Genomic DNA, 24,875 nt, shown 5'->3' with positions numbered 1-24,875 from the left:
CATACATTAAGGAATGGTGCGGAAGAATATTTTATATCAGAGCGGCCCCGCGCCCGCCCCCACGCGCCGGCGCGCCTCGGTGCGTCGGGCGCGGGCTCAGTGGCCCGGGTTGGTGCCCTTCGCCGCGGCCTCGGCGTTGAAGATGTCGGGTTCGAGGTAGATCACGCGGGCGATCGGCACCGCCGCGCGGATGCGGGCCTCGGCGGCGTTGATGGCGTTGGCCACCTCGGTCGCCGTGTCGTCGCTCTGGACGGAGATCTTCGCGGCGACGAGGAGCTCCTCGGGGCCGAGGTGCAGGGTGCGCATGTGGATGACGCCGGTGACGGTGTCCCCGTCGACGACGGCGGCCTTGATCTTCTCGACCTCGTCGGTGCCGGCGGCTTCGCCGAGCAGCAGGGACTTGGTCTCGGCGGCGAGCACGATGGCGATGACGATGAGCAGCACGCCGATGCACAGGGTGCCGATGCCGTCCCAGACGCCGTTGCCGGTCGCCAGGGCGAGGCCGACGCCCGCGAGGGCGAGGATCAGGCCGATGAGGGCGCCGAAGTCCTCCAGGAGGACCACGGGGAGCTCGGGGGCCTTGGCGCGCTTGATGAACTGGCTCCACGAGAGGCTGCCGCGGATCTCGTTCGACTCCTTGATCGCGGTGCGGAAGGAGAAGGACTCCGCGACGATCGCGAAGACGAGGACGCCGACCGGCCAGTACCAGTGCGTGATCTCGTGCGGGTCGTGGATCTTCTCGTAGCCCTCGTAGATGGCGAACATGCCACCGACGGTGAACAGCACGATGGAGACGAGGAAGGCGTAGATGTAGCGCTCGCGCCCGTATCCGAAGGGGTGCTCCGGCGTCGCCTCGCGCTGGGCCTTCTTGCCGCCGAGCAGCAGCAGGCCCTGGTTGCCGGAGTCCGCGAGCGAGTGGACGCCTTCCGCGAGCATCGACGAGGAGCCGCTGAAGAACCAGGCCACGAACTTGGCTACAGCGATGGCGAGGTTGGCGGCGAGTGCCGCCACGATCGCCTTGGTACCGCCCGACGCGCTCATGGTTGCGATGTGTCCCTTCCTCGGTGCGGCGCCCCGGTCCGGGGCGCCGCGCTACGGCCGCAGATTCTCACAGCCACCGAGAGGGACGGTACGTCAGACCACCACCGTGGCCCGGAAGACGGTGCCGGTTCCGGACAGTTCGGCCTTTTCGCCCGCCGGCACGAACACCGACTCCCCCGGGGCCAGCGTCAGTTCGCCGGACACCGGGGAGGCGGCCTTCGGGGAGCCCGCCGTGCACAGCAGGATCTGCGGGGTGGTGTCGGGCAGCACCCGGGCGGTGCCGCCGGGGGCCAGGACGAAGCGGGAGAGCCGGAATTCGTCGATGGGGGTCTCGTAGACCTCTTCGCCGTTGCCCTCGGGGCGCATCACTCCCGGGTCGCTGGGCGCGAAGACGGTCACCTTCAGCAGCTCCGGGACGTCCACGTGCTTGGGGGTGAGCCCGGCGCGCAGCACGTTGTCGGAGTTGGCGAGCAGTTCGACGCCGAGGCCGTCGATGTAGGCGTGCGGGACTCCGGCGCCGAGGAACATGGCTTCGCCGGGCTGGAGCCGGACGTGGTTGAGCAGCATGGCCGCGATCACGCCCGGGTCGCCCGGGTAGTCGTGGACGAGCGTGGCGTACGGCTCGTACGGTCCCCCGAGCCGTACGGCGGCGGCCGCGGCCTCGGTGACCGTACGGGCCATCTCGGTGCGGTCGGCGGTCAGTACGGCGGTGAGCACCTCGCGCAGGGCCGCTTCCTCGGGGTGGGCCCGCAGGAGGTCGGCGTAGGGCTTGAGGGAGTCGACGCCGAGGCCCTCCAGCAGCTCGGCGGCCTCCAGCGGCGGGCGGAATCCGCACAGCCCGTCGAAGGGGGTGAGCGCGCAGATCATCTCGGGCTTGTGGTTGGGGTCCTTGTAGTTGCGGTGGCCCGCGTCGATCGGGACGCCGCGCCGTTCCTCGTCCTCGTAGCCCGCCCTGGCCTGTGCCAGGTCGGGGTGGACCTGGAGGGAGAGCGGGGCGCCCGCGGCGAGGAGCTTGAGGAGGAAGGGCAGCCGGGGGCCGAACTTGGCGACGGCCGCGGCTCCCAGCTCGCGCTCGGGGTCGGCTGCGATGACGTCCGAGAGGGTGGTCTCGCCGGCGCCCCGGTCGAGGCGGGAGGGCGCGCCCGGGTGGGCGCCCATCCACATCTCGGCCTGGGGCTCACCGGTGGGCTCGACTCCGAGGAGCCGCGGGATCGCGGTGGTGGATCCCCAGGCGTAGGGGCGGATCGTGTTCGTGAGGCGGTCCATCGGTCGTCTTCCTGGGTCAGAGGCGCGCGGGCGCGCCTCAGCTGTGTCCCCCGGAGGCCAGCGCCAGGTAGGCGGTGGCGAAATCCGTGACGGCGAGGAGTTCGGCGAGCTGTTCCAGCTCGGTGCCCTCCTCCGGTTCGAGCTCGCTGATGGCCGTGTCGTGGCTGAGGGCGAGCTCGCGTGCGGCAGGGGCGGCTGTCAGTCCGCCTGCGGGCCGGTCGCGCAGCAGGACGATGCGTGCGCGGAGGGCCTGCGGTTCTTCCACTCGGTCGCGGAAGAAGTCATCGGGATCGGCGCCGGCGGCGAAGGAGCCGGCGAGCAGGACTCCGTGGGCCGGCAGGGCCTCGGGGAGGTCGGCGGCCAGTGCGGGGCGGCCGGCGAGCTCGGCGAGGGTGGCGGCGAAGCGGCGGCCGGCCGCTCCGGCTCCGGTGCCCTCGCTCCAGATGAGCGGGAGGGAGTCCGCGAGCTCGGAGGCGAGGGTCTTGGCCGGGTTGGAGTAGGTGGCGATGGCGGGGCCGCAGCGGGCGGCGGTGCGGTCGAGCCGGTCGGCCACGGCCTCCAGGGTGCCGGGGGCTGCGGCGATCAGGCCGACCCGGTCCAGGAGCACCAGCAGCGGGGTGAGCAGGGCCCACAGGGCCCCGGGTCCGGCGGCGGCCGACTCGTCATACTCCTGGTACGGGGCTTTCGCCATCGGTACGAGGAGTCCGTGCGCTCCGTCCACCGCTTCGCTGAGCGGCGAGCGCTCGGGGGCCACGGCGACGACGGTGGAGCCGCGCCGGTAGGCCTGCTCGGCGAGGACGGCGAGGCCGGGCTCGGTCCCGTCGGTGGTGGCGATGAGCAGCAGGTCGACGGGACCGGCCCAGCCGGGCAGGGTCCAGCGCAGGGCCCCGGCGGCGTGGGCGACGCCGGTGGGGTGGAGCCTGATGACGGGCGCGGAGGCTCCGGCGAGCGCTCCGAGCAGGTCGGCGACTCCGGTCGCGGCGGTGCCGGGCCCGGCGATGAGGACCGCGCGGGGGCGGCCGTCGGGGCGCAGGTCGGCGAGGCCCGCCTCGGTGGCGTGCCGGGCCGCGGTGCGCACCCGGGCCCCGGCGTCTGCGGCGCCGCGGAGCAGGCCGCGGCGGTCGGCGCGGGCGAGATCGTCCGGTGCGTCGAGGAGCGACTCGTCGAGCATTGGCGGCCTCCGGCTATGTCTGTGACGTGACCAGTGGTGACGGAACCAGGGTGGTGACGGTGACGGTTACCAGTCTCAGCGTTTGCGCGGGGTGGCTGTGGCAGGTCAGGCGGGTCGGCGCGCCTCGTCCACCAGGAGCACCGGGATGCCGTCGCGGACCGGGTAGGCCAAGCCGCATTCGCGGCCACCGGTGCAGATCAGCTCGGGGGTCTCCGCGTCGGCCGACTTGTCTTCCAGGGGGGCGTGGCAGGCGGGGCAGGCGAGGATCTCCAGGAGACCGGCTTCGAGCGGCATGGGGGCGCTTCCCTTCGGGATACGGACGGGCCAGGTCAGCGTACCGCCGAGTCATGTGCGGTGCGGGCCGGAAGTGTCGGTGCGGCGCCGTTGCCGGGGCTCCGCCCCGGACCCCGCGCCCCAATCGCCGGCGGGGCTGATTTTTGCCGGGCCGGGGCCTGCGGGTGCGGGCGGGCCCGGAGTCTGCGGCCCGCCCGCGGAACTAGGCCCGGATCAGGGCCAGTACCTCGTCGCGGACCTTGGCGAGGGTCACCGTGTCGCGGGCCTCGACGTTCAGTCGCAGCAGCGGCTCGGTGTTGGAGGCTCGTACGTTGAACCACCAGTCCGTGCTGGTCACCGTAAGGCCGTCCAGTTCGTCCAGGGTGACGTCCTGATGGCCCCCGTACGTCTGTTTGACGGCGGCCAGGCGGCCCGCCTGGTCGGCGACCGTGGAGTTGATCTCGCCCGAGCCCGCGTAGCGGTCGTAGGAGGAGACCAGGGCGGAGAGGGGACCGTCCTGGCCGCCGAGGGCCGCGAGGACGTGGAGCGCGGCGAGCATGCCGGTGTCCGCGTTCCAGAAGTCCTTGAAGTAGTAGTGCGCGGAGTGCTCGCCGCCGAAGATGGCGCCGGTCTTCGCCATCTCCTCCTTGATGAAGGAGTGGCCGACGCGGGTGCGGACCGGGGTGCCGCCGTGCTCGCGGACGACCTCGGGTACGGACCAGGAGGTGATCAGGTTGTGGATCACGGTGCCGGCGCCGCCGTTGCGGGCCAGCTCGCGGGCGGCGACCAGGGCGGTGATGGCGGACGGGGAGACGCCCTCGCCCCGCTCGTCGACGATGAAGCAGCGGTCGGCGTCGCCGTCGAAGGCGATGCCGAGGTCGGCGCCCTCGGCCTTCACGCGGGCCTGGAGGTCGACGATGTTCTTCGGGTCGAGGGGGTTGGCCTCGTGGTTGGGGAAGGTGCCGTCCAGCTCGAAGTACATGGGCACGAGGTCCAGGGGGAGGCCCTCGAAGACGGTGGGGACGGTGTGGCCGCCCATGCCGTTGCCCGCGTCGACCACGACCTTCAGCGGGCGGATGGCGGTGAGGCCCACCAGGCCCTTGAGGTGCTCGGCGTAGCCGGTGAGGGTGTCCTGCTCGGTGACGGTGCCCGGGACGGTGCCGGCGGGGATCGCGGGGGCGCCCTCGTCGCTCCACTTCTCGGCGAGCTCGCGGATGGTGGAGAGGCCGGTGTCCTGGCCGACCGGGGCGGCGCCGGCGCGGCAGAGCTTGATGCCGTTGTACCGGGCCGGGTTGTGGGAGGCCGTGAACATCGCGCCGGGCAGGTTCAGCTTGCCGGAGGCGTAGTACAGCTGGTCGGTGGAGCACAGCCCGATCAGGGTGACGTCCACGCCGCGGGCGGCGGCGCCGCGGGCGAAGGCGCCGGACAGGGCGGGCGAGGAGGGCCGCATGTCGTGGCCGATGACGATCGCGCTCGCGCCGGTGACCTCTACGAACGCGGCACCGAACAGTTCGGCCAGGGGCTCGTCCCACTCGTCCGGTACAACGCCTCGTACGTCGTACGCCTTGACGATGTTCGATAGATCGGTGGCCACTGCCTGCCCTCCTGAGGGTGATGTGCGGTGGGGCACAACCTACCGTGGAGGCGCATCCGTCAGTCGGACGATCAGAACAGTCGGATGAACGTCAGGAGTCCGGTGAGCGCAGGACCCGCAGGTGTCCGCGCCGGGTCTCGCCCGTGGCGGGACCGCCCTGGCCCGTGCCGCCCCGGGCTTCGGCCGTGCGCTCCGGAGGGCGGGCGGCTTCGCGTACGGCGTTGGCGAGGGCTTCGAGGTCGTCGCCGGTGGGGCGGGAGGGCGGGGAACCGTCGGTGAGACGTACGACCTCCCAGCCGCGCGGGGCGGTCATGCGCTCCGAATGCTCGGCGCACAGGTCATAGCAGTGTGGTTCGGCGTAGGTGGCGAGCGGGCCGAGAACTGCGGTCGAATCGGCGTAGACGTACGTCAGTGTCGCGACGGCAGGGCGGCCGCACGCAGTGCGCGAACAGCGACGTACAAGGCTCACGACGTTGGACGGTACCGCACTCTTGACCGGGCCGCGACGACTCTCCCCCCGGCCGCTCCCCCGTGTCGGCTGATCACCCCCGCCCCGGCGGGGGTGTGCGGGCTACGCTGCGGGGGTGACGGACAGCACCCTGCCTCCCCTTCCCCCGCCCCTTCCCGACGCCTCCGCCGCCGGCGGCGAACCGCGGGTGCGGCGGCGCGACCGGCACGGGCGGGGGATGCGCGGGCCGGTGGCCCCTCCGCAGGTGCCGCTGTCGGCGAGCCGGGCGGAGCTCTTCGGCGACCTCGTACGGGATTCCGTGGAGCGGCTGGAGCGGCGCTGGCCGCAGCTGGCGGAGGTGGAGTTCATGGTCGGCGACGTCCCCGGCCCGCCGGGCGGCGCGGACGCCGGCTGGAACGACGAGGCGGTACCGCTGGGGGGTCTGGCCGAGGCCGGGGACGGGCGGCCTGCGCGGATCGTGGTGTTCCGGCGGCCGGTGGAGATCCGCACGAAGACGCGGGACGAGAAGGCGATGCTCGTGCACGAGATCGTGGTGGAGCAGGTGGCCGAGCTGCTGGGCCTGTCACCGGAGACGGTGGACCCGCGGTACGGGCAGGACTAGGTCGGATCGGACCCTGGCTCAGGCCGTCAGGCGCTGCGCCGGGAAGGGCGCGAGGTCGGGCTCCGCCCAGGTCTCCTTGCCGGCCGCCAGGGTCTCGGGGCGGTAGTACCGGGACAGCAGGTCCTTGTCGAACAGGTCGGGGTGACGGTCGGCGAAGGCATCGAAGTCAGCGGCTTCGGTGCCCTCGGCGTCCCCGGCCGCGTGGCCGACCAGCTCGACCCAGGCCCGGGTCATCGTCGCGTGGTACTTCTGCGGGGCGCCGGCCGCGGTGGCCGTGCGCTGGATGCCCTCGGCTACGAGTCCGGTCGCCGCGGGCACGCCGTGGCGGCGGACGGCGAGCCAGGTGAGGTGTACGTGCTGACGGTGTCCGAACCGGTCGCTGGTGGCCATGACCTCGCCCAGTATTTCTTCGAAACTCATGCGTCCACGGTACGCGGCCGTTCAGTCCGTGAGGACCGACAGATCCTGCGCGGCCTTGGGGACCGAGACCGTCGCGTGGTCGTCCGACGCGGTCTGGACCGTGAACATCGGGGTCCCGTCGCGTGCCAGCGTCAGGGTGCGGGCCGCGTAGACCGGGCCGCCGGAGACGGTCTCCACCGTCAGCGCGTAGGAGCCCTTGCCGCCCGCCGGGGCGAGCGTCACGTTCTGGGTCGTGCCCGCCTTGACGGTGACCTCCTGGCCGGCCTGCTCGCCGCCCTCCGTGCCCGGTGAGGCCGTCACCTTGACCTTGGCGTCGGATCCGGACGCAGTCAGCGACAGCACCGTCGCGTTCTCGTCGGTGCGGTTGTCGGCCACGGTCGCCCGCGGGCCCACCGGAGCGGCCGCCTGGATGAAGCCGACGTCCTGCTTGGCGCCGCTGCCGCGGACCACCCGCAGCGCCGCGACCACCGGGACGGCCTTCTTGCCTTCGGCCGGGGCCAGTACGAGCGAGCCCGGTTCGCCGCGGGTGACGTCCTTGAGGTCGACGCTCGCGGTCATCCCGGCCTTGACGTGGATCTGCTCGTTGCCCGCCGGGCTGATGGAGCCGGTCGCGCCGGCGAGGCGGATCCTGAGGTCCGCGTCCTCCTCGCCCGGGGCGAAGACGACCAGCCGTACGTTGGTGGCGTCCGCCGGGATGCCCGGCATGACCAGCGTCCCCGTCGGGTCGACGGAGGCGGGCAGCCAGTCGGAGCCGACGCCTTCCTCGCCCGACTGGGTGGTGGCCCCGACCCGGCCCGCGCGGGTGGTCACGTGCGCGGTGAGGTCCGCGAGCTGTGCGCCGGGGGCGATGGAGGACAGGGAGATGGCCTTGCTGGACTTGGGGTCGATGCGGATGTTCTCGCTGGTGCCCGCCTCGGCCTTGACCGCCCCGTCCGGGCCGAACAGCTTGATGTCCACCACGGCGGCGTTGTCGTCGGGGTTGGTGAGGTGAACGTAGTCCTCGCGCCCCTTGGCGGTGCTCACGCCGGGGAACCAGAAGTCGGTGCCGGGGGCGGTGCAAGCGGCGCCGAGGAGTCCGCGGGTGCGGCCGACCGAGACCACGGTGGTCTGCTGCGCGGTCCAGCCGGGGGCCAGGACCCCGTCGGCGGTGCCGGTGAGCGCGGGGGCCTCGGCGCCGGAGGCCTTGGCGCCCACGGGCTTTCCGGGCTCCTTGAGCTCCAGTACGGGCTTGGCCTCCTTGGTCGCGCCCAGCAGCCGGGCCGTGCCCTTGCCGCCGGCGGCGGCCGCGCCCGGGGTGATCGAGGTGTACACGGTCTCGGCGATGTCCGAGGTGCTGGGCGCGGGGCACACCAGCAGGGACCGCTCCACCGGCATCCGGGCCGCGCCCTTGCCGGACGCGGCGGGGGCGCCGTCGGCGGCGGGCGCGATGAGCGTGGCCAGGCCGGTGACGGCGGCCAGCGCGGCCGTCACGGCGGCGAGCGTCAGGGGTACGCGCTGCTTCATTGCTGGGGGCTCCCGTCCGGACGCGGGGCGTGCTGTCCGTCGTGCTGCTGTCCATAGGTGTCGTACGGCTCGTACGGGTACTGCTCGTACTGCTGCTCGTGGGGCTGCGCTGCCTGGTGCTCCTGGTACGGCTGCTGTTCCCCGTACTGCTGCGGCTGCTGCTGCGTGTACGGGTAGGGCTCGTACGGCTGCTCGTACTGCGGCTGCTCGTACTGCGGCTGCTCGTACTGCGGCTGCTGCGGCTGGGGCTGCTGCGGTTCCTGCTGGCCGTAGGCATAGCCGCCCTGGTCCCCGTACGCCTGCTGGTAGGCGTACGCGTCGTCCCCGTACACCTGCTGCTGCGGGATCTGCGCGTACGGGTCGGCCGCGACGGCCGCCTCGGCGGGGGCTTCGGCCTCCGCCTCGGACTGCTCGCGCAGCCGGCGGGCGCGGCGGCCCTCGCCGGCCTCCTCGGCGGGCGCGGTCTCCTCCTCGGGGAGGTCGTCGTCGAGGCTGGTACGGCGGCCCGGGAGGGCCATGACCAGGAGCACGAGGGCGAGCAGGCCCTGCGCCCAGTGCCAGGCGGACCGGGTGAGGGCGTCCCGGTGGACGAGGTCGAGACGGCCGCCGGCGGCGGGGAGTTCGAAGCCCTGGGCCCAGCCGTCCAGCGTCTTGGCCTTGAGGGGCTTGCCGTCCAGGGTGGCCTGCCAGCCGGGGGCCGCCTTGTCGGCGATGCGCAGGGTGCGGCCCGCCTCGCCCGCCGGGATCTTGGTGTGGGCCTCGACGGGTCCCGAGGCGACGGGGACGGGTGCCTCGCCGTCCTTGGCGGGCACGATGACGGCCCTGGCGACCTGCCGGTCCACGCGCCACAGGGCGCTGCCTTCGAGCTTGCTGAGCCGGCTGAGGCCGGGGGTGGCGTCGAGGACGCGGCCGATCTGCTGCGGGGCTCCGTCGCGGACCAGGACGTAGCGGATGGCGAAGCCGCCGAGCTGGTCGGTCTGGTCGGCACCGGATCCGGCGACGAGGCTGGAGACGACCTTGTCGAGGCGGCTGTCGCTGCCTGCCTGGGCGGCGAGTTCGGCGTCGCCGAGGCGGCCGCCGGAGCCGCGGACGAGGCTGTACGAGAGGGCGGCGGGCGAGGTGGCGCCGATGACGAGGGTGCGGGCCTGGTCGCGGGTGCCGCTCTCTTCGGCGACGAAGGCGGGGACCTGTACGGGGTCGCGGCGCTCCAGCGGTCCGGCGGCGCCGCTGAGCATCCAGCCGGCCGCGCCGATCAGGGGTCCGGCGGCGGCGGCCAGCGCGATGAGGGCGGCGAGCGGCTGGCGCCAGCCGAAGCTGCGGGCGGCGACGCGTTCCTTGGCTCCGTCGGCGCCGATGGCGGCGGCGGCCAGCAGGGCGAGTCCGTAGACGAGGGTGGCGGGGCCGGCCCAAGTGGTGCGGTTGACGAGGACGGCGAGGACGAGCGCGGCGAGCGCGGCGGCCCAGGCGGTGCGGACGGCGAACTGCCGGTCGGTGCGCAGCAGGGCGCCCAGCGCGGCGAGCACGATGCCGATGAGGATCAGCCCGCCGGCGGTCCGGGGTCCGCCGGGGCTGATGCCGAGCAGGTCCAGGGCGGTGGCCGAGCCGGCCCCGTAGGGCAGTCCGGCCTCGCGCAGGAAGCGGGCGGGGTGCAGGAGCAGGCTCAGCGACCAGGGCGCGAGGGCCAGGAGCGGCACGGCGAGCGTCGCGAGGAGGCGCGGGCCGTACGTCTTCCAGTGCGCGCGGCGCAGGACCAGGGCGGCGGCTCCGAGTGCGGCGGCGAGCGGCCAGACGACGGGGGTGAAGGCGGTGGCCAGGGTCAGCAGGAGGGTGTAGGTCCAGACCGAACGCCAGCTGCCTCCGGGGCCGTCGGAGCCTGCCGCGCCGCCGAATCCGAGGGCGGCGACGGCGGAGCGGGCGATGAGCGGGAGCAGGATCGCGAGGACGGCGGTGCCGAGGCGGCCGCCGGCGAGGGCTCCGGTGACGGCGGGCAGGAAGGCGTAGGCGATGGCGGCCCAGGCGCGCAGCAGCCGGGATTCGACGAGCGGCCGGGAGGCGAAGTAGGCGGTGAGTCCGGCGAGCGGGACGGAGCAGACGAGGAGCAGGGTCAGGGCGGCGTTGGTGGAGCCGAAGAGCAGGGTGGAGAGGGCTCCGAGGACCGCGAGGTAGGGGGGTGCGCCGGTGGTGGTGCCGGTGCCGACGGGCTGCCAGTCGTCGGCGTAGACGTGCCAGAGGGCGAGTCCGCTGCCGGGGGCGGGGAGCAGGGCTCCGCCCATGAGGGCGCCGCCGCCGAGGAGGGAGCGGCAGGCGACGACGGAGACGAGCAGGAGGAGGCCGAAGAGGACGGGCGCGGGCTTGCGGGCGATCCGCTTGATGCGCGCGAACTGTTCGATCTCCAGGTAGTCGGCGTCGTCTCCGCCGGGTCCTGATTCGACGGCTCCGCCGTGCCGGCCCGCGTTGTTGCTCTCGGTGTCGCGGTCGGCGCCGAAGTAGCCCGCGAGCTGTTCGGCGTTGGCGCGCAGGGTGGCGCCGGGCGGCGGGAAGAGGGGGCGGAGTTCCTTGGCGGGGACGGCGGGACGCCCTCGTCTACGGCGGGCTCCGAGGATGCGGCCGGGGCGGAGCAGGGTGGCGAGGAGGCCGGTGATCTCGTCGACGGCCTGTCCGGGTGCCTTGCCGATGAGGTAGGCGAGGGCGCGCAGGACGGTGCCGACGAGGACGCGGAGCAGGACGTACGGGAGGGCGCGGCCGGAGCTGTTGGCCAGCATCGTGTAGACGGCGCCGGCCTTGTCGACGCGGTGCGGGCTGGCGCTGGTGCGGCCGGCGCAGTCGACGGTGCGGCGTTCGCGGGCGGAGGCCTCGGCGTGCCGGACGACGGCGTCGGGGGCGATGAGGACGGTGTGGCCGGCGCTCTGGGCCCGCCAGCACAGGTCGACGTCGTCGCGCATGAGGGGCAGTCGGCGGTCGAAGCCGCCGAGGGCGTCGTACACGTCGCGGCGGACCAGCATGCCGGCGGTGGAGACGGAGAGGACGGGCTGGACCTGGTCGTGCTGGCCCTGGTCCTGTTCGCGGCGGTCGAGCCCGGTCCAGCGGCGGCCGCTGCGGGCGATGGTGACGCCGACTTCGAGGAGCTGCTTCTTGTCGTACCAGCCGCGCAGCTTGGGGCCGATGACGGCGGCGTCGGGGTTCTCCTCGGCCACGCGCAGGAGTTCGGCGAGGGCGTCGGGCTCGGGTGCGCAGTCGTCGTGGAGCAGCCAGAGCCACTGGACGGGTTCGCCGTGGGGCAGTTCGGGGAGGTCGTAGTTGTCGTCGCGCCAGGTGCGGCTGACGGGGTCCCAGCCGGAGGGGCGCTTGAGGTACGGGAGGTCTTCGGGGCTCAGGGTGCCCGCGGTGCGGGCGGCCTCCTCCACCGCTGCGCCGAAGCCGGTGCGGCGGGCGAGGTGGAGGACGCGTTCGTCGCCGAGGGCTTCGCCGAGCAGGCGCGCGGAGTCGTCGGCGCTGCCGGTGTCGGCGGCGATGTGGTTCTGGGCGGGGCGCTCCTGACCGAGGAGGCCCGCGAGGGTCCGGGGCAGCCAGCGGGAGCCGTCGTGGGCGACGAGTACCGCGGTGACGACGTGCCGGGGGAACTCTGGTGCGGCGGCAGCCTGGTGGGAGGCGCTCGACTGGCTGTGCAGGGACATCGCGGTACGGGCCCTCCGGCCGGGGGTCCGGGGGTGGTGTGCCCTCGGAGGCTGCTGGACAGCGCCCCACACTAACGGCTGGGAACAAGTCGGTCCGCCTCCTGCGGGGAAGGTGCGGGAGGCGGACCGTTTGTTCTGCTCGTTGTACCGCTCGTTGTGCTGCTCGTTGTACTGCTGGTCGTGCTGCTTGCCGTGCTGGTCGTTGTACTGCGATTTGTGTTGCTATGCCGGCGGCCGGGCCGTCGGATATGTCGTCGTGCGCGGTGCCGTAGGCGCCGATCGCCGCGCGCCGAGGGCGTTTCAGACGGCGGCCTTCTTCAGACGCCGGCGCTCGCGCTCGGACAGGCCGCCCCAGATGCCGAATCGCTCGTCGTTGGCGAGGGCGTACTCAAGGCATTCGGAGCGGACTTCGCACGCGAGGCAGACCTTCTTGGCCTCGCGGGTGGAGCCGCCCTTCTCCGGAAAGAAGGACTCGGGGTCGGTCTGGGCGCAGAGAGCTCGCTCCTGCCATCCGAGCTCTTCGTCCGCCTCCTCGACCAGCAGTTCCTGAACCAGCTCGGTCATGTGCGCCCCTCGCTCTGTCTGTGCGTCCCCGTGGTGTTGCCGTTACTCATCGCTACGTAACGACACGAGTGAAATTACAAGTGCGAGGCTCCAGCGCAGTCAAGCCGAGATCTGCTATTGGGCCTCTTATTCACTCTGCGGAACCAAGCCTATGCAGAAAGTGTTCATATCGCCAAAAATCGTGACACATGCCACACGCATCACGCGCGACACCCTCTCCCCTGTAGTCGACGCGTCACTCTGTGGTGTGGTTCCGATCCAGCCTAAGAAGCGGCGTAGATCACATTTCAGCCACAGGGCGACATCGCACCTCTTGACAGGTTTGAGACGGCCACAGCAGTTGTGGCGCGACTTGCAGCGCCACATCCCCTGGTGGGGAGTGCACAAACCTTTCTCCGGGCACGGTAACCGGATGAGGTGAAACTTTTCTACCAAATCGGACATTGGGTTGACAGTCCGGCCCTTCAACCGGTCTTCTTGTTGCCATGTCAGCGCCCTCAGCCGCCACCCGGACCCCCATTCGTGGGTTCCTGTGCGCTGCCCAGGTTCGCTGTTGCTGTTGCAGCTGTTGATGCCTACGGAGCTCCGGCTCCGCTGAGCTCCAGCCCGGCCCCCCACAGCAACCGCCTGCACGACTGACATCCGTCGAGGAACCCCCCGATGAACAGCACCAGCACCCTGCCCCCCACGGCCACCCCCGCCGCCGCCCCCGCGATGGTCGAGAGCGACCTCCAGATCGCCGGCGACATCCTCTCCGTCCAGCACCTCCTGCGGCCCGCCCGCGAGCATCCGGCCACCGTCGCCGAGTTCGTGGGCCTCGCCCGCTCCATCGCCGGGGACCGCTCCCAGTGGGAGCACCTGGTCCGCTACGACGCCACCACCCGCTGGTACCACCGGCTGCGCACCGGCCCCGGCTACGAGGTCTGGCTGCTCAGCTGGGTCCCCGGCCAGGGCAGCGGCCTGCACGACCACGGCCCGTCCTCCGGCGTGCTGACCGTCCTGGACGGGGAGCTCACCGAGCACACAGCCCGCGGCCCGCTCACCCTGCGTGCCGGCTCCCAGCGGGTCTTCGCCCCCGGCTACGCCCACGAGGTCGCCAACGACGGCCTCGAAGGGGCGGTCAGCCTGCACGTGTACTTCCCCGGTCTGACCGAGATGCCGATGCACAACTGCGCCCCGGCCCGGCCGCAGGCCGTCACGGTCTGAGTCGCCTCGGTCCCACCGGAGCGCGGCCCGCCGCAACCGGCCTGACAGACTGCGCTGCATGCGCATTGTTGTTCTGGCCGGCGGCATCGGCGGCGCCCGTTTCCTCCGCGGACTCAAGTCGGCGGTTCCCGACGCGGACATCACCGTCATCGGCAACACCGGTGACGACATTCACCTGTTCGGGCTCAAGGTGTGCCCCGATCTGGACACGGTGATGTACACCCTCGGCGGTGGCATCAACGAGGACCAGGGCTGGGGCCGCACCGACGAGTCCTTCACCGTCAAGGAGGAACTCGCGGCGTACGGGGTCGGACCCACCTGGTTCGGCCTCGGCGACCGCGACTTCGCCACCCACATCGTCCGAACGCAGATGCTCGGCGCGGGCTACCCGCTCAGCGCCGTCACCGAGGCCCTCTGCGACCGCTGGCAGCCCGGCGTCAGGCTGCTCCCCATGTCCGACGACCGGGTCGAGACCCACGTCGCGATCACCGAACCCGGGACCGGCGAGCGCAAGGTCATCCACTTCCAGGAGTACTGGGTGCGGATGCGCGCGGCCGTGGACGCCGAGGCCGTCGTCCCCGTGGGCGCCGAGCAGTCCAAGCCCGCGCCCGGCGTACTGGAGGCCATCGCGGCCGCCGACGTGATCGTCTTCCCGCCGTCCAACCCCGTGGTCTCGGTGGGCACCATCCTCGCCGTGCCCGGGATCCGCGAGGCCGTGGCCGCCGCCGCGGCGCCCGTCGTGGGCCTCTCCCCCATCATCGGGGGCGCTCCCGTGCGCGGGATGGCCGACAAGGTGCTCGCCGCCGTCGGCGTGGAGTCCACCGCCGCCGCCGTCGCCCTGCACTACGGCACCGGGCTGCTCGACGGCTGGCTCGTGGACACCGCGGACGCGGACGCCGTCGCGGAGGTGGAGGCCGCCGGCATCACGTGCCGGGCGGTTCCGCTGATGATGACCGACCTGGAGGCCACCGCGGCGATGGCGCGGGCCGCGCTGGAACTGGCGGAGGCCTCCCGGTGACCGCCCCGCACGCTCCTCACCCGGACCTCCCCTCGTACGAGGTGCGGGCGCTCGGCGGGATCCCGGAGGTGCGGCCCGGCGACGACCTGGCGGCGCTGATCGCGGCCGCCGGGCCCGCCCTGCGCGACGGGGACGTCCTGCTCGTCACCTCGAAGATCGTCTCCAAGGCGGAGGGCCGGATCGTCCGCGCCGACTCGCGCGAGGCCGCGATAGACGCCGAGACCGTACGGGTCGTCGCGCGCCGGGGTCCGCTGCGGATCGTGGAGAACCGGCAGGGCCTGGTCATGGCCGCGGCCGGGGTCGACGCCTCGAACACCGCCGCCGGCACCGTCCTGCTGCTGCCCGAGGACCCCGACGCCTCGGCCGCCGCGATCCGGGCGGGGCTGCGGGAGGCGCTCGGCGTCGACGTGGGCGTGATCGTGACGGACACCTTCGGGCGGCCGTGGCGCACCGGGCTCACGGACGTGGCGATCGGCTCGGCGGGCGTACGGGTCCTCGACGACCTGCGCGGGGGCACCGACGCCCACGGGAACCCGCTGAGCGCGACGATCGTGGCGACCGCGGACGAGCTGGCCTCCGCGGGCGACCTGGTCAAGGGGAAGTCCTCGGGGCTGCCGGTGGCGGTCGTACGGGGCCTCGCGCACGTGCTCGGCGAGGGCTCCTCGGCGGCGGACCTGGTCCGCTCCCCCGCGGACGACATGTTCCGGCTGGGCACCTCGGAGGCGGTACGGGAGGCCGTGACCCAGCGCCGTACCGTACGGGCCTTCACCTCCGAGCCGGTGGACCCGGGCGCGGTCCGCCGGGCGGTCGCGGCGGCCGTGACGGCCCCGGCTCCGCACCACACGACGCCGTGGCGCTTCGTCCTGCTGGAGTCGGCGGGGGCCCGGCTGGAACTCCTCGACGCGATGCGGGACGCGTGGATCGCGGACCTGCGGCGCGACGGCAAGTCCGAGGAGTCCATCGCGAAGCGGGTCCGGCGGGGCGAGGTCCTGCGGGCCGCGCCGTACCTGGTGGTGCCGTGCATGGTGACGGACGGCGCGCACGACTACGGGCACGCGCGGCGGGACGCGGCGGAGCGGGAGATGTTCGTCGTGGCCATGGGCGCGGGCGTGCAGAACTTCTTGGTCGCGCTGGCCGGGGAACGGCTGGGCTCCGCGTGGGTGTCCTCGACGATGTTCTGCCGTGACGTGGTCCGCAAGGTCCTGGGCCTGCCGGAGCACTGGGACCCGATGGGCGCGGTGGCGGTGGGCCACCCCGCGTCTTCGCCGCCGCAGCGCCCGGCCCGCGCGTCGGAGGACTTCATCGAGGTCCGCTGACACCGACCGCCGGGAAGGGCGGGTAGGGGACGAGCCCCGCAGGGCTACGCTCAAGGCATGGCCGGCCGCTTCGACCCCCTCACCCGCACCGCGATCCGCGGCGGCCGCACGGACGTGCCGCCGGCCGCGCAGAGGCAGCAGCCGCCGCCGGGGGATCCGGCCACCGGTACCGGCACCGGCAGGAGCCGGGTCTGGAGTCCGCCCGGGCCCGTCGACCTCGGGCTCGTGCTCGGGCCGCTTCGGCGGGGGCCCGCCGATCCCACCTTCCGGGCCGCGAACGGCGCGGTCTGGCGGGCCAGCCGGACCCCCGCCGGTCCCGCCACCCTCAGGGTGGCCGCGCAGGAACGGGAGGTCCTCGCCGAAGCGTGGGGGCCCGGCGCCGACTGGGTGCTCGACCGGCTTCCCGAGCTGCTCGGCGCCGCCGACGATCCGGCCGCCTTCATACCCCGTCACAAGCTGCTGCACGCCAGTCACCGCCGCCGCCCCGGTCTGCGGCTGACCCGTACCGGCCTGGTCCTGGAGTCCCTGATCCCGGTGATCCTGGAGCAGAAGGTCACCACCGACGAGGCGTACCGCGCCTGGCGCCGCCTGGTCATCCAGTACGGCGAGCCCGCCCCCGGCCCGGAGCAGGGCCTGTACGTCCCCCCGACGCCCCGCACCTGGGCGATGGTCCCCTCCTGGGACTGGCACAAGGCCGGCGTGGACTCCAAGCGCTCCGCCACCATCGTCCGCGCCGCCCGCGTCGCCGCCCGCCTCGAAGAGGCCGCCGCCATGGACCTGCCCGCCGCCACCGCGCGGCTCCAGGCCGTTCCCGGCATCGGGCCGTGGACCTCCGCCGAGACCCTCCAGCGCAGCAACGGCCACCCCGACGCCGTCACCACCGGCGACCTGCACCTCCCGGGCATCGTCGGCTACGCCCTCGCCGGGGACCGGGACGCCGACGACGCGACCATGCTGGAGCTCCTCGCCCCGTACGCCGGCCAGCGCCACCGCGCGGCCCGCCTGATCCTGCTGGCCGGCCCGGCCGCGGTCCCGCCCCGCCGCACCCCCCGGATGCCCCGGGGGGACATCGGGAGGCTCTGAGCCCCCGGTGAACCACGGCCCTAGCGGCCCTGGAGCTTCGCCGATGAAACGCGGGTCGGGGGGAGTTCCCCGTAGAGCAGTCGGCCCGGGCATTCCGTGGCGAAGCCGTCGCGGTGGCCGGAGATGACGTTCAGGCGGACGCTGCTGCCCTTCGGGTAGAGGTTGCCGCCGCCCGAGCGCAGCGTGGTCTTCGCGCGGGGGTCCGCTCCGAAGAGGCCGAGCTTCCACGCGGTGAGGCGGGCCACCGCGTCGACCGCCGCCTTCGGCGGGGCCGTGTTGGTGAAGGTGCCGATCACCGCGACGCCCATGCTGTCCGTGTTGAACCCCATGGTGTGCGCGCCCATCACCGGCTTGGCGACCCCGCCCGCCCGGCCCTCGTAGACCGTGCCGCACTTGTCGACGGCGAAGTTGTAGCCGATGTCCCGCCAGCCCTCGCTGACCACGTGGTAGCGGTACAGGCTGCGCAGCACCGCCGGGGCGTCCTTGCAGGCGTAGCCGTTGCCGGAGGCGGTGTGGTGGACGAAGGCGGCCTTGACCGTGTTCGTGTAGACGAAGCCCCGCTCGCGCAGGCTCTCGTCCGCGCCCCAGCCCTTGCGGGTGACGATGCGCGGGCGCGGGCCGATGAAGGGGCGGGCGGCGGCGCTCAGCGAGCTGTCGGCGAGGACCGCGTCGGCGGTGGAGTCGGCCTTGTTGAGGGAGGTGATCTCGTTGGCGCCGAGGGGGGCCATGGGGACGTTGACGGAGGAGGACTCCGTCATCTCCATGGTCATGCCGGGGAGCAGCGGCAGTTCGCCCTTGTCGTCGCCTTCGCCCGCGGGTCCCGGCGCGGGCCCCACACCGGGCGCCGTCTCGGGCCCCGCGCCGTTCTTGGCGTCCGCCGCCGGGCGGCCGGAGGTGTCCCCGGGGTCGACCATTTCGATCCGCATGCCCCGCGGGAGCTTGGTGTACTCGTGGGTGCCGCCCTCCGCCCGGACCCGGACCTGGATGCCGTTCGACGGGCCGACCCAGAGCGGGGCGGTGCTGCCGCGGACCCGGCCGGAGCCGCGTTCGGCCGTGCCGGGGTCGGCGGCGTGTTCGCTGTTGTGGTTTTCGACGTCCTGCCAGTCGGACCAGGCCGCGGTGGTCGCGGAGCGGGTACGGACCTGGACGCGGCCGTCGAGCCGGCTGCTCGCGTCGTCCCAGACGACGCCGACGAGCGAGAAGGTCCTGGCGTCGCGCGCGCCGAGGCCCTGCGTCTCGGGCAGGCGGGGCGAGGCGCTCATTCCGGGGACGCCGGGGCTGCGGTCCGCCGCGGGTCCCAGGGGGACGAGCGGCACCGACTCGGTGGACCCGGCGGGGGCCGCGGGTGCCTCGGGGGCGGCCTGCGCGGCCGGGGCCGTCGCCGTGGCCGCCAGGGCCGTAGTGGGGAGCGCGAGCGGCAGGGCCAGTACGGCAGCCGTCGCGACGCCGATCGAGGAAGCAAGGAATCCACGCATGGAAAGGATGCTGGGGACTCCCGGCGGCGCTCGCCATCCGAGAACTGACGCTCCGTCTGATGGAGCCCCCTGTACCCCTCCGCCGTACGGGGGACCGCGCTGCCGCCGTACGGAGGAGGGGGCCGCCGGGTCCCGCGTAGGCTCTGGGGCGTGAACGCCACTGACCGCACCCCTGCCGACCTGCTGCGATCCGCGCTCGCCGCCGATCCCGGCCGCCCGCTCGTCACCTTCTACGACGATGCCACGGGCGAGCGCGTCGAATTGTCCGTCGCCACCTTCGCCAATTGGGTGGCCAAGACCGCCAATCTGCTCCAGGGCGACCTGGGCGCGGAGCCCGGCGACCGGCTCGCCCTGCTGCTCCCCGCGCACTGGCAGAGCGCGGTGTGGCTGCTCGCCTGCACCTCGGTCGGAGTCGTCGCCGAGGTGGGCGGGGATCCGGCCGACGCGGACCTCGTCGTCTCGGGGCCGGACACCCTCGACGCGGCCCTGGCCTGCTCCGGCGAGCGGGTCGCGCTCGCTCTGCGGCCGCTGGGCGGGCGGTTCCCGCAGCCGCCCGCCGGGTTCGCGGACTATGCCGTGGAGGTGCCGGGGCAGGGCGACCGGTTCGCGCCGTTCCAGCCGGTGGACGCGGACGGCCCGGGCCTGGTGGTCGGCGGCGAGGAGCTCTCGTACGCCCGGATCTGCGAGCGGGCACGCGAGGACGCGGCGAAGCTCGGCCTCGGGGAGGGTTCGCGCGTGCTGACCGGGCTCGGCTACGACGGCTGGGAGGGGCTCTGCGCCGGGCTCTACGCGGCTCTCGCCACCGGCGGCTCCGTGGTGCTGTGCCGGAACCTGGACCGGCTGCCGGCCGAGGGGCTGGCGCAGCGGATCGAGAGCGAGCGCGTCACCCACACCGTCTGACCGCCGCGCCGCCCCGGCCGTCCGGCCGCCGCGCTGCCCGGCACGGCGGGACCGCCCGCCCCGTCCGGCCGTACCCCGTCACCCACACCGCCCAACGGCGTCCGCGGGCGATTTGTCACCCACATGGCCCAGTACAGGGCCCTGCCCCCGGGCCGCCTGGGCAACCCGGGGGCACGATCGGCTAAGGCCGTGCTCACCCGTACGGCCTGCCGGGACGGGTGAGGGGACGGAACGCGAGTGACGGACAGCGCGGGCATACCGGGCGGCACCGAAGCGGCCGGAGGCACTCCGAAGCCTCCGAACGGCCGTAGGCGCCGGCTGCTGCGCTGGGCCGGGATCGGGACCTCCCTGTTCGTCCTCGCCGGGGTGGCCGGAGGCTGGTGGGTCTACTCCAAGCTCGACGGGAACATCACCGAGGACACCTCCGCCGCCGCCGAGCTGCGCCGCTACGACCGGGAGCGCCCGGTCCACCTGGCGGGCGGCGCGCAGAACATCCTGCTGATCGGCTCGGACTCCCGCTCCGGCGAGGGCAACTCCCGCTACGGGCAGGACGAGGGGACCCAGCGCTCGGACACCACGATCCTGCTGCACCTGCCGGCGGACCGGAAGAGCATGACGGCGGTGTCGATACCGCGGGACCTGATGGCGGAGATACCCGCCTGCCTGAAGCCGGACGGGAGCCGCACCACGGAGCAGTTCGCCCAGTTCAACGGGGCGTTCGAGTGGGGCGGGGCGGCCTGCACGATCCGTACGGTGGAGGCGCTGACCGGGATCCGGGTCGATCACCACATGGTGGTGGACTTCAGCGGGTTCAAGAAGATGGTGGACGCCGTCGGCGGGGTGGAGGTCTGCCTGAAACGGCCGGTGGACGACCCGGAGGCCCAGCTGAAGCTGCCGGCCGGACGCCAGACCTTGCAGGGCGAGCAGTCGTTGGGCTTCGTACGGGCCCGCTACAGCCTGGGCAACGGCAGCGACACCGAGCGCATGGAGCGCCAGCAGCTGTTCCTCGGCTCGCTCGTGAAGAAGGTGCAGAGCAGCGGAGTGCTGCTCAATCCCGCGAAGCTCTATCCGCTGCTGGACGCCGCCACTTCCTCGGTGACCACGGACCCGGGGCTGGCCTCGCTGCGGGGGCTGTACGAGCTCGTACGGGGCATGCGCGACATCCCGACCGACCAGATCAAGTTCCTGACGGTGCCGCGCCGGCCGTACGCCGCCGACGCGAACCGGGACGAGCTGCGGGAACCGGACGCGAGCCAGCTGTTCAAGCGGCTGCGGGCGGACGAGCCGCTGAGCATCGCGCCGCCCGAGCCCACACCCCGGCCGGCCGACCCTTCCGGGCCCGCTTCCGCTTCCGCTTCCACCTCCGCAGCTGCTTCCGCACCCGCTTCCGCGCCCGTTTCCACCCCCCGGTCAACACCCCGGTCCACTCCTCAGAGCGACCGGGCCGCGGAGAGCGGAGCGGACGGGAAGGCGACCGCGAAGGCTCCCGGTAAAGCCGACGGAGACGGAAGCGCTGACGCCCCCACGCCCGTCCCCACCTTCACCGGAACCACCGCGGGCGTGGCCGACTGCCGGTAAAGCAATACCAAAAGCCGGTGCCGGGGCCGAGCTTGTTGAGGCGATTGCCCCGTTGTAAGAGCGTGGAATTCATCACCAGCATGGTTTGCGACGGAGCTGTCCGGATAAGGTGAGCGATCCGGTGACCGGCCAGTACCGAGGCCGCACACCAGCAGCCGGATCGTTGACCGGGCGCCCTGGGGAGGCGCGTCGCGAAGCACCGACGGAGGATTCGAGCAAACCGTGGATGCGCAAAGCCGTGGACGGGCCGACGAGATCGACCCCGCAGACCAGTGGGTGCTCAACCCCCGCACCGGCAACTACGAACTGCGACTGGAACAATCCGCTGCGCAAGCGCCCGCGCAGCGCCGCGCACCCGGCACCACACCGCGCAGAACCCCCGGTTCCCCCGCCTCCCCGGCCGTCCCCGGACCGCGCCGCGGTGACGCCCCGCCCGGCGGAGGCCGGCGCGGCGGGCGCCCGCGCAAGGGCGGAGGCGGCGGGCGGAGCAAGAAGATCCTGGTCATCACCGGCGGAACCCTGGCGTTCGTGCTGGTCGTCGGGTCGATCGCCGGGTACCTGTACTACGACCACCTGAACGGCAACCTCAAGGTCACCGACGTCGGCAACGCCGGTTCGAGCGGCGGCTTCAAGAAGGACCAGGCGATCAACATCCTGGTCATCGGCACCGACAAGCGCAGCGGTGCGGGCAACGAGGGCTACGGGGACTCCGGCAGCGTCGGCCACGCCGACACCACGATCCTCTTCCACGTCGCGAAGGACCGCTCCAACGCCACGGCGCTGTCCATCCCGCGCGACCTGATCACCAACGTGCCGGCCTGTCCCACGAAGCAGCCGGACGGGTCGACGAAGAACATCGCCGGCGAGCACGGCGTGCGTTTCAACACCAGCCTCGGGCAGGAGGGCCGCGACCCGGGCTGCACGATGCGCACGGTCAAGGAACTCACCGGGATCCAGGTCGACCACTTCATGATGGCCGACTTCAACGCGGTGAAGAACCTGAGCACGGCGGTCGGCGGAGTGCCGGTCTGCCTGGACAAGGCCGTGGACGACAAGGACTCCAAGCTCAAGCTGTCGGCGGGCGAACACCGGCTGCAGGGCGAGGAGGCGCTGGCCTTCGTAAGGACCCGGCACGCCTTCGGCGACCGCAGCGACCTCGACCGCATCAAGACCCAGCAGCAGTTCCTCAGTTCGATGATGCGGGAAATGAAGTCGAAGCAGACGCTGACGAGTCCGCAGAAGTTCTTCTCCCTCGCCGAAGCGGCCACCAAATCGCTGGGCGTGGACTCGGGAATAGGGTCTATCGGCAAACTCACTGATCTTGCCGGTGAGTTGAAGGACATCCCGCTCAAGAACATCACCTTCACCACTCTTCCGGTTCTCGACAACCCGGCGGAGCCGGTCGGCAAGAAGGCCACCGTGGTGATCAACTCGGGGCAGGCCGATCCGCTGCTGGAGATGATCCGCGGGGACGTCTCGCTGACGGAGGTCGAGAAGAAGGAGCAGGCCGCGAAGGACGCGGCCGGCGCGCAGGAGCAGGCGAAGCTGGACGCGCTCATGCAGGGACCCCGCGCCGCGGCCAAGGACGTCCGGGTGGACGTCTACAACGGCGGCGGGCCGGCCGGTTCCGCTTCCTCCACGCTGACCTGGCTGCAGAACACCAAGGGGGTGCTGAAGTCCGGGAACCTGGGCAACGCGCCCGCCAAGGTGGACACCACGCAGCTGGAGTACGCGCCCAACCAGGCCGACCAGGCCCGGGCGCTGGCGGACATGATGGGACTTCCGGCGACGGCGTTGAAGATGGGCACGGCCGACGCCGCACCCAAGACTCCGATGAAGCTGACGCTCGGCGCGGACTTCAAGGGGGCCGGGGTTTCCCAGACGGCTCCGCAGAAGGCGCCCGAGGACATCCAGCGGGTCGAGGCGGACAAGTCGGTCTGCGCGAAGTGACCGACGGGGCGGCCACCGGGCCGTACCCGAGCACCACATAGCATTCCGGAACGGTCGGACCGGCAGTATGCCGACACAGAGTGAGCTTGAGGGGGGACGCGTGAGGCACAGCAGCGTGCAAGGGGAGGGGGCGGCGGCCCAGGCCGGCGACGGCATATCCGCCGGCCGTCCGAACGCGACCGGATCCGTACCCCCGCCGCGGAGCGGGTCCCGCCGCCGCGGCGGCGGTGGCGGCGGCCGCGGGCAGCGCCCGGTCCGGCGCGGCCGCAGACGCGTACTGCGCTGGGTGGCCTGCATCGTGGCGCTGCTCATACTCGGTACGGCGGCGGGCGGTTACCTCTACTACCGCCACCTCAACGCGAACATCCGCAGCGGCCAGCGCCTGAGCGGCGACAGCGGGGTCGCCAGGACCGAGGCCGACGCGGCGGGCCGGCGCCCGATCAACGTCCTGATGCTCGGCTCCGACGTCCGCGACGAGGCGAACGCGAAGCTCGGTGGCGGCTGGGCCGACATCGGCGGCCCCGCGCGGGCCGACGTGCAGATGCTGATCCACATCTCTGCCGACCGGAAGAACGCCTCGGTCACCTCGATTCCGCGCGACACGGTCGTGGACATCCCGGAGTGCACCGACCCCAAGACCGGCGAGAAGTTCAAAGCCACCAAGACGATGATCAACGAGAGCCTCGCGCGCGGGGGTCCCGGCTGCACCCTGGCCACCTGGGAGAAGCTGACCAACGTCTACATCGACCACTGGATGATGATCGACTTCACCGGTGTCGTGAGCATGGCCGACGCGATCGGCGGCGTCGACGTCTGCGTCAACCAGAACGTCTTCGACCAGTCGAAGCCGGGGTCGGGGACGGGCGGTTCCGGCCTCAAGCTGAAGGCGGGCACCACCAAGGTCCAGGGCGAGCAGGCGCTCCAGTGGCTGCGCACGCGGCACGCCTTCGGCAGTGACCTGGGCCGGGCCAAGGCGCAGCACATGTACATGAACTCGATGATGCGCTCGCTCAAGAGCCAGAACGCCTTCAGCGACATCCCCCGCCTCACGGGCCTGGCGGAGGCGGCGACGAAGGCGCTGAAGGTGTCGGAGGAGATCGGGTCGGTCAAGAAGCTCCTCGACCTCGGCCTCGCGCTCAAGGACGTACCGGTCAACCGCATCACGATGGCCACGATCCCGGTGCAGGAAGCCCCGTGGGACAGGGACCGGTTGATCGTCAACCCCGCGGACTCCGAGAAGATGTGGACGATGCTCCGCAAGGACGTCGCCATGGACTCCAACGGCGCCCCGGCCGACAGCGGCAAGCCCGGTGCGAGCGCTTCCCCGTCCCCCGAGCCCTCCAAGGCCGCCCCGACCACCGACCCGGCGAAGATCGCCGTACAGGTGGTCAACGGCACCGGGGTCGGATCGGCCCCGGCGCCCAGGCGGGCCACGGCCATCTCGGGCCAGCTGGTCTCCAAGGGGTTCGCGCTGGCCAAGGCGGACGGCTCGCTCACCCCGGAGAAGACCACGATCGTCCGCTACGCCACGGACGCCCAGGCGGCCGACGCGCAGAGCGTGGCGACGGCCCTCGGGATTCCGGCCGACTCGGTGCAGAAGACCGCCGAGGCCACCAAGATCACGGTCGTGGTGGGCGCGGACTGGCGGGAGGGCAACGTCTACCCGAAGCAGGCGGCGCCCGATGCCGGATCGGTCCCGGAGTCGGCCGAGGTCCTCAACGGCACGGACACCAGCTGCATGGACATCTACAAGCCCTTCCGCTGGTGACCTGA

The 24,875-nt window shown here is 72.7% G+C and carries 20 protein-coding genes; 9 read left to right on the top strand and 11 right to left on the bottom strand.

What is annotated here, in order from left to right; genetic code table 11:
- Positions 1–96 precede the first annotated feature (96 nt).
- The 6 genes from ACFXDJ_RS33670 to ACFXDJ_RS33645 all read right to left on the bottom strand — a co-directional run bounded on the left by ACFXDJ_RS33670 (position 97) and on the right by ACFXDJ_RS33645 (position 5,814).
- Positions 97–1,041 carry a cation diffusion facilitator family transporter gene (locus ACFXDJ_RS33670; RefSeq protein WP_384654326.1) on the bottom strand — a complete coding sequence of 315 codons (945 nt, stop codon included), beginning with the start codon at positions 1,039–1,041 and terminating at the stop codon, positions 97–99.
- A 93-nt stretch (positions 1,042–1,134) separates the two neighbouring features.
- On the bottom strand, positions 1,135–2,307 hold the full coding sequence (gene manA / locus ACFXDJ_RS33665; RefSeq protein WP_384654329.1) for a mannose-6-phosphate isomerase, class I: 1,173 nt from the start codon (positions 2,305–2,307) through the stop codon (positions 1,135–1,137).
- 37 nt (positions 2,308–2,344) lie between these two features.
- Positions 2,345–3,478: an SIS domain-containing protein gene (locus ACFXDJ_RS33660; protein ID WP_384654332.1), complete on the bottom strand. Its 1,134-nt coding sequence runs from the start codon at positions 3,476–3,478 to the stop codon at positions 2,345–2,347.
- Positions 3,479–3,583: 105 nt separating this feature from the next.
- Positions 3,584–3,772, bottom strand: a complete 189-nt coding sequence (locus tag ACFXDJ_RS33655) for a Trm112 family protein (RefSeq protein ID WP_384654334.1) — start codon at positions 3,770–3,772, stop codon at positions 3,584–3,586.
- Positions 3,773–3,974: 202 nt separating this feature from the next.
- Entirely contained in the window at positions 3,975–5,345 is a 1,371-nt protein-coding gene (locus ACFXDJ_RS33650; RefSeq protein ID WP_384851157.1) for a phosphomannomutase/phosphoglucomutase, read from the bottom strand.
- Positions 5,346–5,436: 91 nt separating this feature from the next.
- Positions 5,437–5,814, bottom strand: coding sequence for a DUF3499 domain-containing protein (locus ACFXDJ_RS33645; protein WP_384654340.1), 378 nt, complete (start codon positions 5,812–5,814; stop codon positions 5,437–5,439).
- A gap of 115 nt (positions 5,815–5,929) precedes the next feature.
- Here ACFXDJ_RS33645 and ACFXDJ_RS33640 point away from each other — a divergent pair, with 115 nt between their 5' ends.
- On the top strand, positions 5,930–6,415 hold the full coding sequence (locus ACFXDJ_RS33640; RefSeq protein WP_384654342.1) for a metallopeptidase family protein: 486 nt from the start codon (positions 5,930–5,932) through the stop codon (positions 6,413–6,415).
- Positions 6,416–6,433: 18 nt separating this feature from the next.
- On the opposite strand, the gene ACFXDJ_RS33635 is transcribed toward ACFXDJ_RS33640, so the two are convergent.
- The 4 genes from ACFXDJ_RS33635 to ACFXDJ_RS33620 form a co-directional block, all read right to left on the bottom strand.
- On the bottom strand, positions 6,434–6,835 hold the full coding sequence (locus ACFXDJ_RS33635) for a hypothetical protein (protein WP_384654345.1): 402 nt from the start codon (positions 6,833–6,835) through the stop codon (positions 6,434–6,436).
- Between the two features lie 21 nt (positions 6,836–6,856).
- Positions 6,857–8,338: a DUF5719 family protein gene (locus tag ACFXDJ_RS33630; RefSeq protein ID WP_384851155.1), complete on the bottom strand. Its 1,482-nt coding sequence runs from the start codon at positions 8,336–8,338 to the stop codon at positions 6,857–6,859.
- The gene (locus tag ACFXDJ_RS33625; RefSeq protein ID WP_384851153.1) at positions 8,335–12,012 is read right to left on the bottom strand and encodes a glycosyltransferase family 2 protein; all 3,678 of its coding nucleotides are present in this window, start codon (positions 12,010–12,012) and stop codon (positions 8,335–8,337) included. Before ACFXDJ_RS33625 ends, ACFXDJ_RS33630 begins: the two co-directional genes overlap by 4 nt.
- 300 nt (positions 12,013–12,312) lie before the next feature.
- A complete protein-coding gene (locus ACFXDJ_RS33620; protein ID WP_112450237.1) occupies positions 12,313–12,576 on the bottom strand; it encodes a WhiB family transcriptional regulator in 264 nt (87 codons plus the stop codon).
- 660 nt (positions 12,577–13,236) lie between these two features.
- Between ACFXDJ_RS33620 and ACFXDJ_RS33615 the strand changes: the two genes are divergently transcribed.
- From ACFXDJ_RS33615 to ACFXDJ_RS33600, 4 genes are read left to right on the top strand one after another with little or no spacing between them, the layout of a single operon-like run.
- On the top strand, positions 13,237–13,782 hold the full coding sequence (locus tag ACFXDJ_RS33615; RefSeq protein ID WP_384654354.1) for a cysteine dioxygenase: 546 nt from the start codon (positions 13,237–13,239) through the stop codon (positions 13,780–13,782).
- Positions 13,783–13,840: 58 nt separating this feature from the next.
- Positions 13,841–14,800 (top strand): 2-phospho-L-lactate transferase, encoded by a 960-nt coding sequence (gene cofD, locus ACFXDJ_RS33610; protein ID WP_384654357.1) that lies wholly within the window; start codon positions 13,841–13,843, stop codon positions 14,798–14,800.
- On the top strand, positions 14,797–16,116 hold the full coding sequence (locus ACFXDJ_RS33605) for a coenzyme F420-0:L-glutamate ligase (protein WP_384654360.1): 1,320 nt from the start codon (positions 14,797–14,799) through the stop codon (positions 16,114–16,116). Before cofD ends, ACFXDJ_RS33605 begins: the two co-directional genes overlap by 4 nt.
- A 57-nt stretch (positions 16,117–16,173) precedes the next feature.
- Entirely contained in the window at positions 16,174–17,199 is a 1,026-nt protein-coding gene (locus ACFXDJ_RS33600; protein ID WP_384654363.1) for a DNA-3-methyladenine glycosylase family protein, read from the top strand.
- Positions 17,200–17,219: 20 nt separating this feature from the next.
- On the opposite strand, the gene ACFXDJ_RS33595 is transcribed toward ACFXDJ_RS33600, so the two are convergent.
- Entirely contained in the window at positions 17,220–18,674 is a 1,455-nt protein-coding gene (locus ACFXDJ_RS33595) for a peptidoglycan recognition protein (RefSeq protein WP_384654366.1), read from the bottom strand.
- 150 nt (positions 18,675–18,824) lie between these two features.
- Here ACFXDJ_RS33595 and ACFXDJ_RS33590 point away from each other — a divergent pair, with 150 nt between their 5' ends.
- From ACFXDJ_RS33590 to ACFXDJ_RS33575, 4 genes are all read left to right on the top strand, one after another.
- A complete protein-coding gene (locus ACFXDJ_RS33590; protein WP_384654368.1) occupies positions 18,825–19,574 on the top strand; it encodes a TIGR03089 family protein in 750 nt (249 codons plus the stop codon).
- Between the two features lie 237 nt (positions 19,575–19,811).
- Positions 19,812–21,152 carry an LCP family protein gene (locus ACFXDJ_RS33585; RefSeq protein ID WP_384654371.1) on the top strand — a complete coding sequence of 447 codons (1,341 nt, stop codon included), beginning with the start codon at positions 19,812–19,814 and terminating at the stop codon, positions 21,150–21,152.
- Between the two features lie 222 nt (positions 21,153–21,374).
- On the top strand, positions 21,375–23,102 hold the full coding sequence (locus ACFXDJ_RS33580; protein WP_384654374.1) for an LCP family protein: 1,728 nt from the start codon (positions 21,375–21,377) through the stop codon (positions 23,100–23,102).
- Between the two features lie 100 nt (positions 23,103–23,202).
- A complete protein-coding gene (locus tag ACFXDJ_RS33575) occupies positions 23,203–24,870 on the top strand; it encodes an LCP family protein (RefSeq protein ID WP_384654377.1) in 1,668 nt (555 codons plus the stop codon).
- Positions 24,871–24,875: the final 5 nt, after the last annotated feature.

It is taken from the genome of Streptomyces sp. NPDC059443, from assembly GCF_042750105.1.
Taxonomy (GTDB): Bacteria; Actinomycetota; Actinomycetes; order Streptomycetales; family Streptomycetaceae; genus Streptomyces.
Note: the sequence above shows the minus strand (reverse complement) of the source record. Positions and strands in the feature narration are given on the sequence as shown.

Coding starts and splice junctions, on each gene's coding strand:
- ACFXDJ_RS33670 (WP_384654326.1), bottom strand. CDS start 1,041: ATGAGCGCGTCGGGCGGTACCAAGGCGATCGTGGCGGCACTCGCCGCC.
- manA (WP_384654329.1), bottom strand. CDS start 2,307: ATGGACCGCCTCACGAACACGATCCGCCCCTACGCCTGGGGATCCACC.
- ACFXDJ_RS33660 (WP_384654332.1), bottom strand. CDS start 3,478: ATGCTCGACGAGTCGCTCCTCGACGCACCGGACGATCTCGCCCGCGCC.
- ACFXDJ_RS33655 (WP_384654334.1), bottom strand. CDS start 3,772: ATGCCGCTCGAAGCCGGTCTCCTGGAGATCCTCGCCTGCCCCGCCTGC.
- ACFXDJ_RS33635 (WP_384654345.1), bottom strand. CDS start 6,835: ATGAGTTTCGAAGAAATACTGGGCGAGGTCATGGCCACCAGCGACCGG.
- ACFXDJ_RS33630 (WP_384851155.1), bottom strand. CDS start 8,338: ATGAAGCAGCGCGTACCCCTGACGCTCGCCGCCGTGACGGCCGCGCTG.
- ACFXDJ_RS33625 (WP_384851153.1), bottom strand. CDS start 12,012: ATGTCCCTGCACAGCCAGTCGAGCGCCTCCCACCAGGCTGCCGCCGCA.
- ACFXDJ_RS33620 (WP_112450237.1), bottom strand. CDS start 12,576: ATGACCGAGCTGGTTCAGGAACTGCTGGTCGAGGAGGCGGACGAAGAG.
- ACFXDJ_RS33615 (WP_384654354.1), top strand. CDS start 13,237: ATGAACAGCACCAGCACCCTGCCCCCCACGGCCACCCCCGCCGCCGCC.
- cofD (WP_384654357.1), top strand. CDS start 13,841: ATGCGCATTGTTGTTCTGGCCGGCGGCATCGGCGGCGCCCGTTTCCTC.
- ACFXDJ_RS33600 (WP_384654363.1), top strand. CDS start 16,174: ATGGCCGGCCGCTTCGACCCCCTCACCCGCACCGCGATCCGCGGCGGC.
- ACFXDJ_RS33595 (WP_384654366.1), bottom strand. CDS start 18,674: ATGCGTGGATTCCTTGCTTCCTCGATCGGCGTCGCGACGGCTGCCGTA.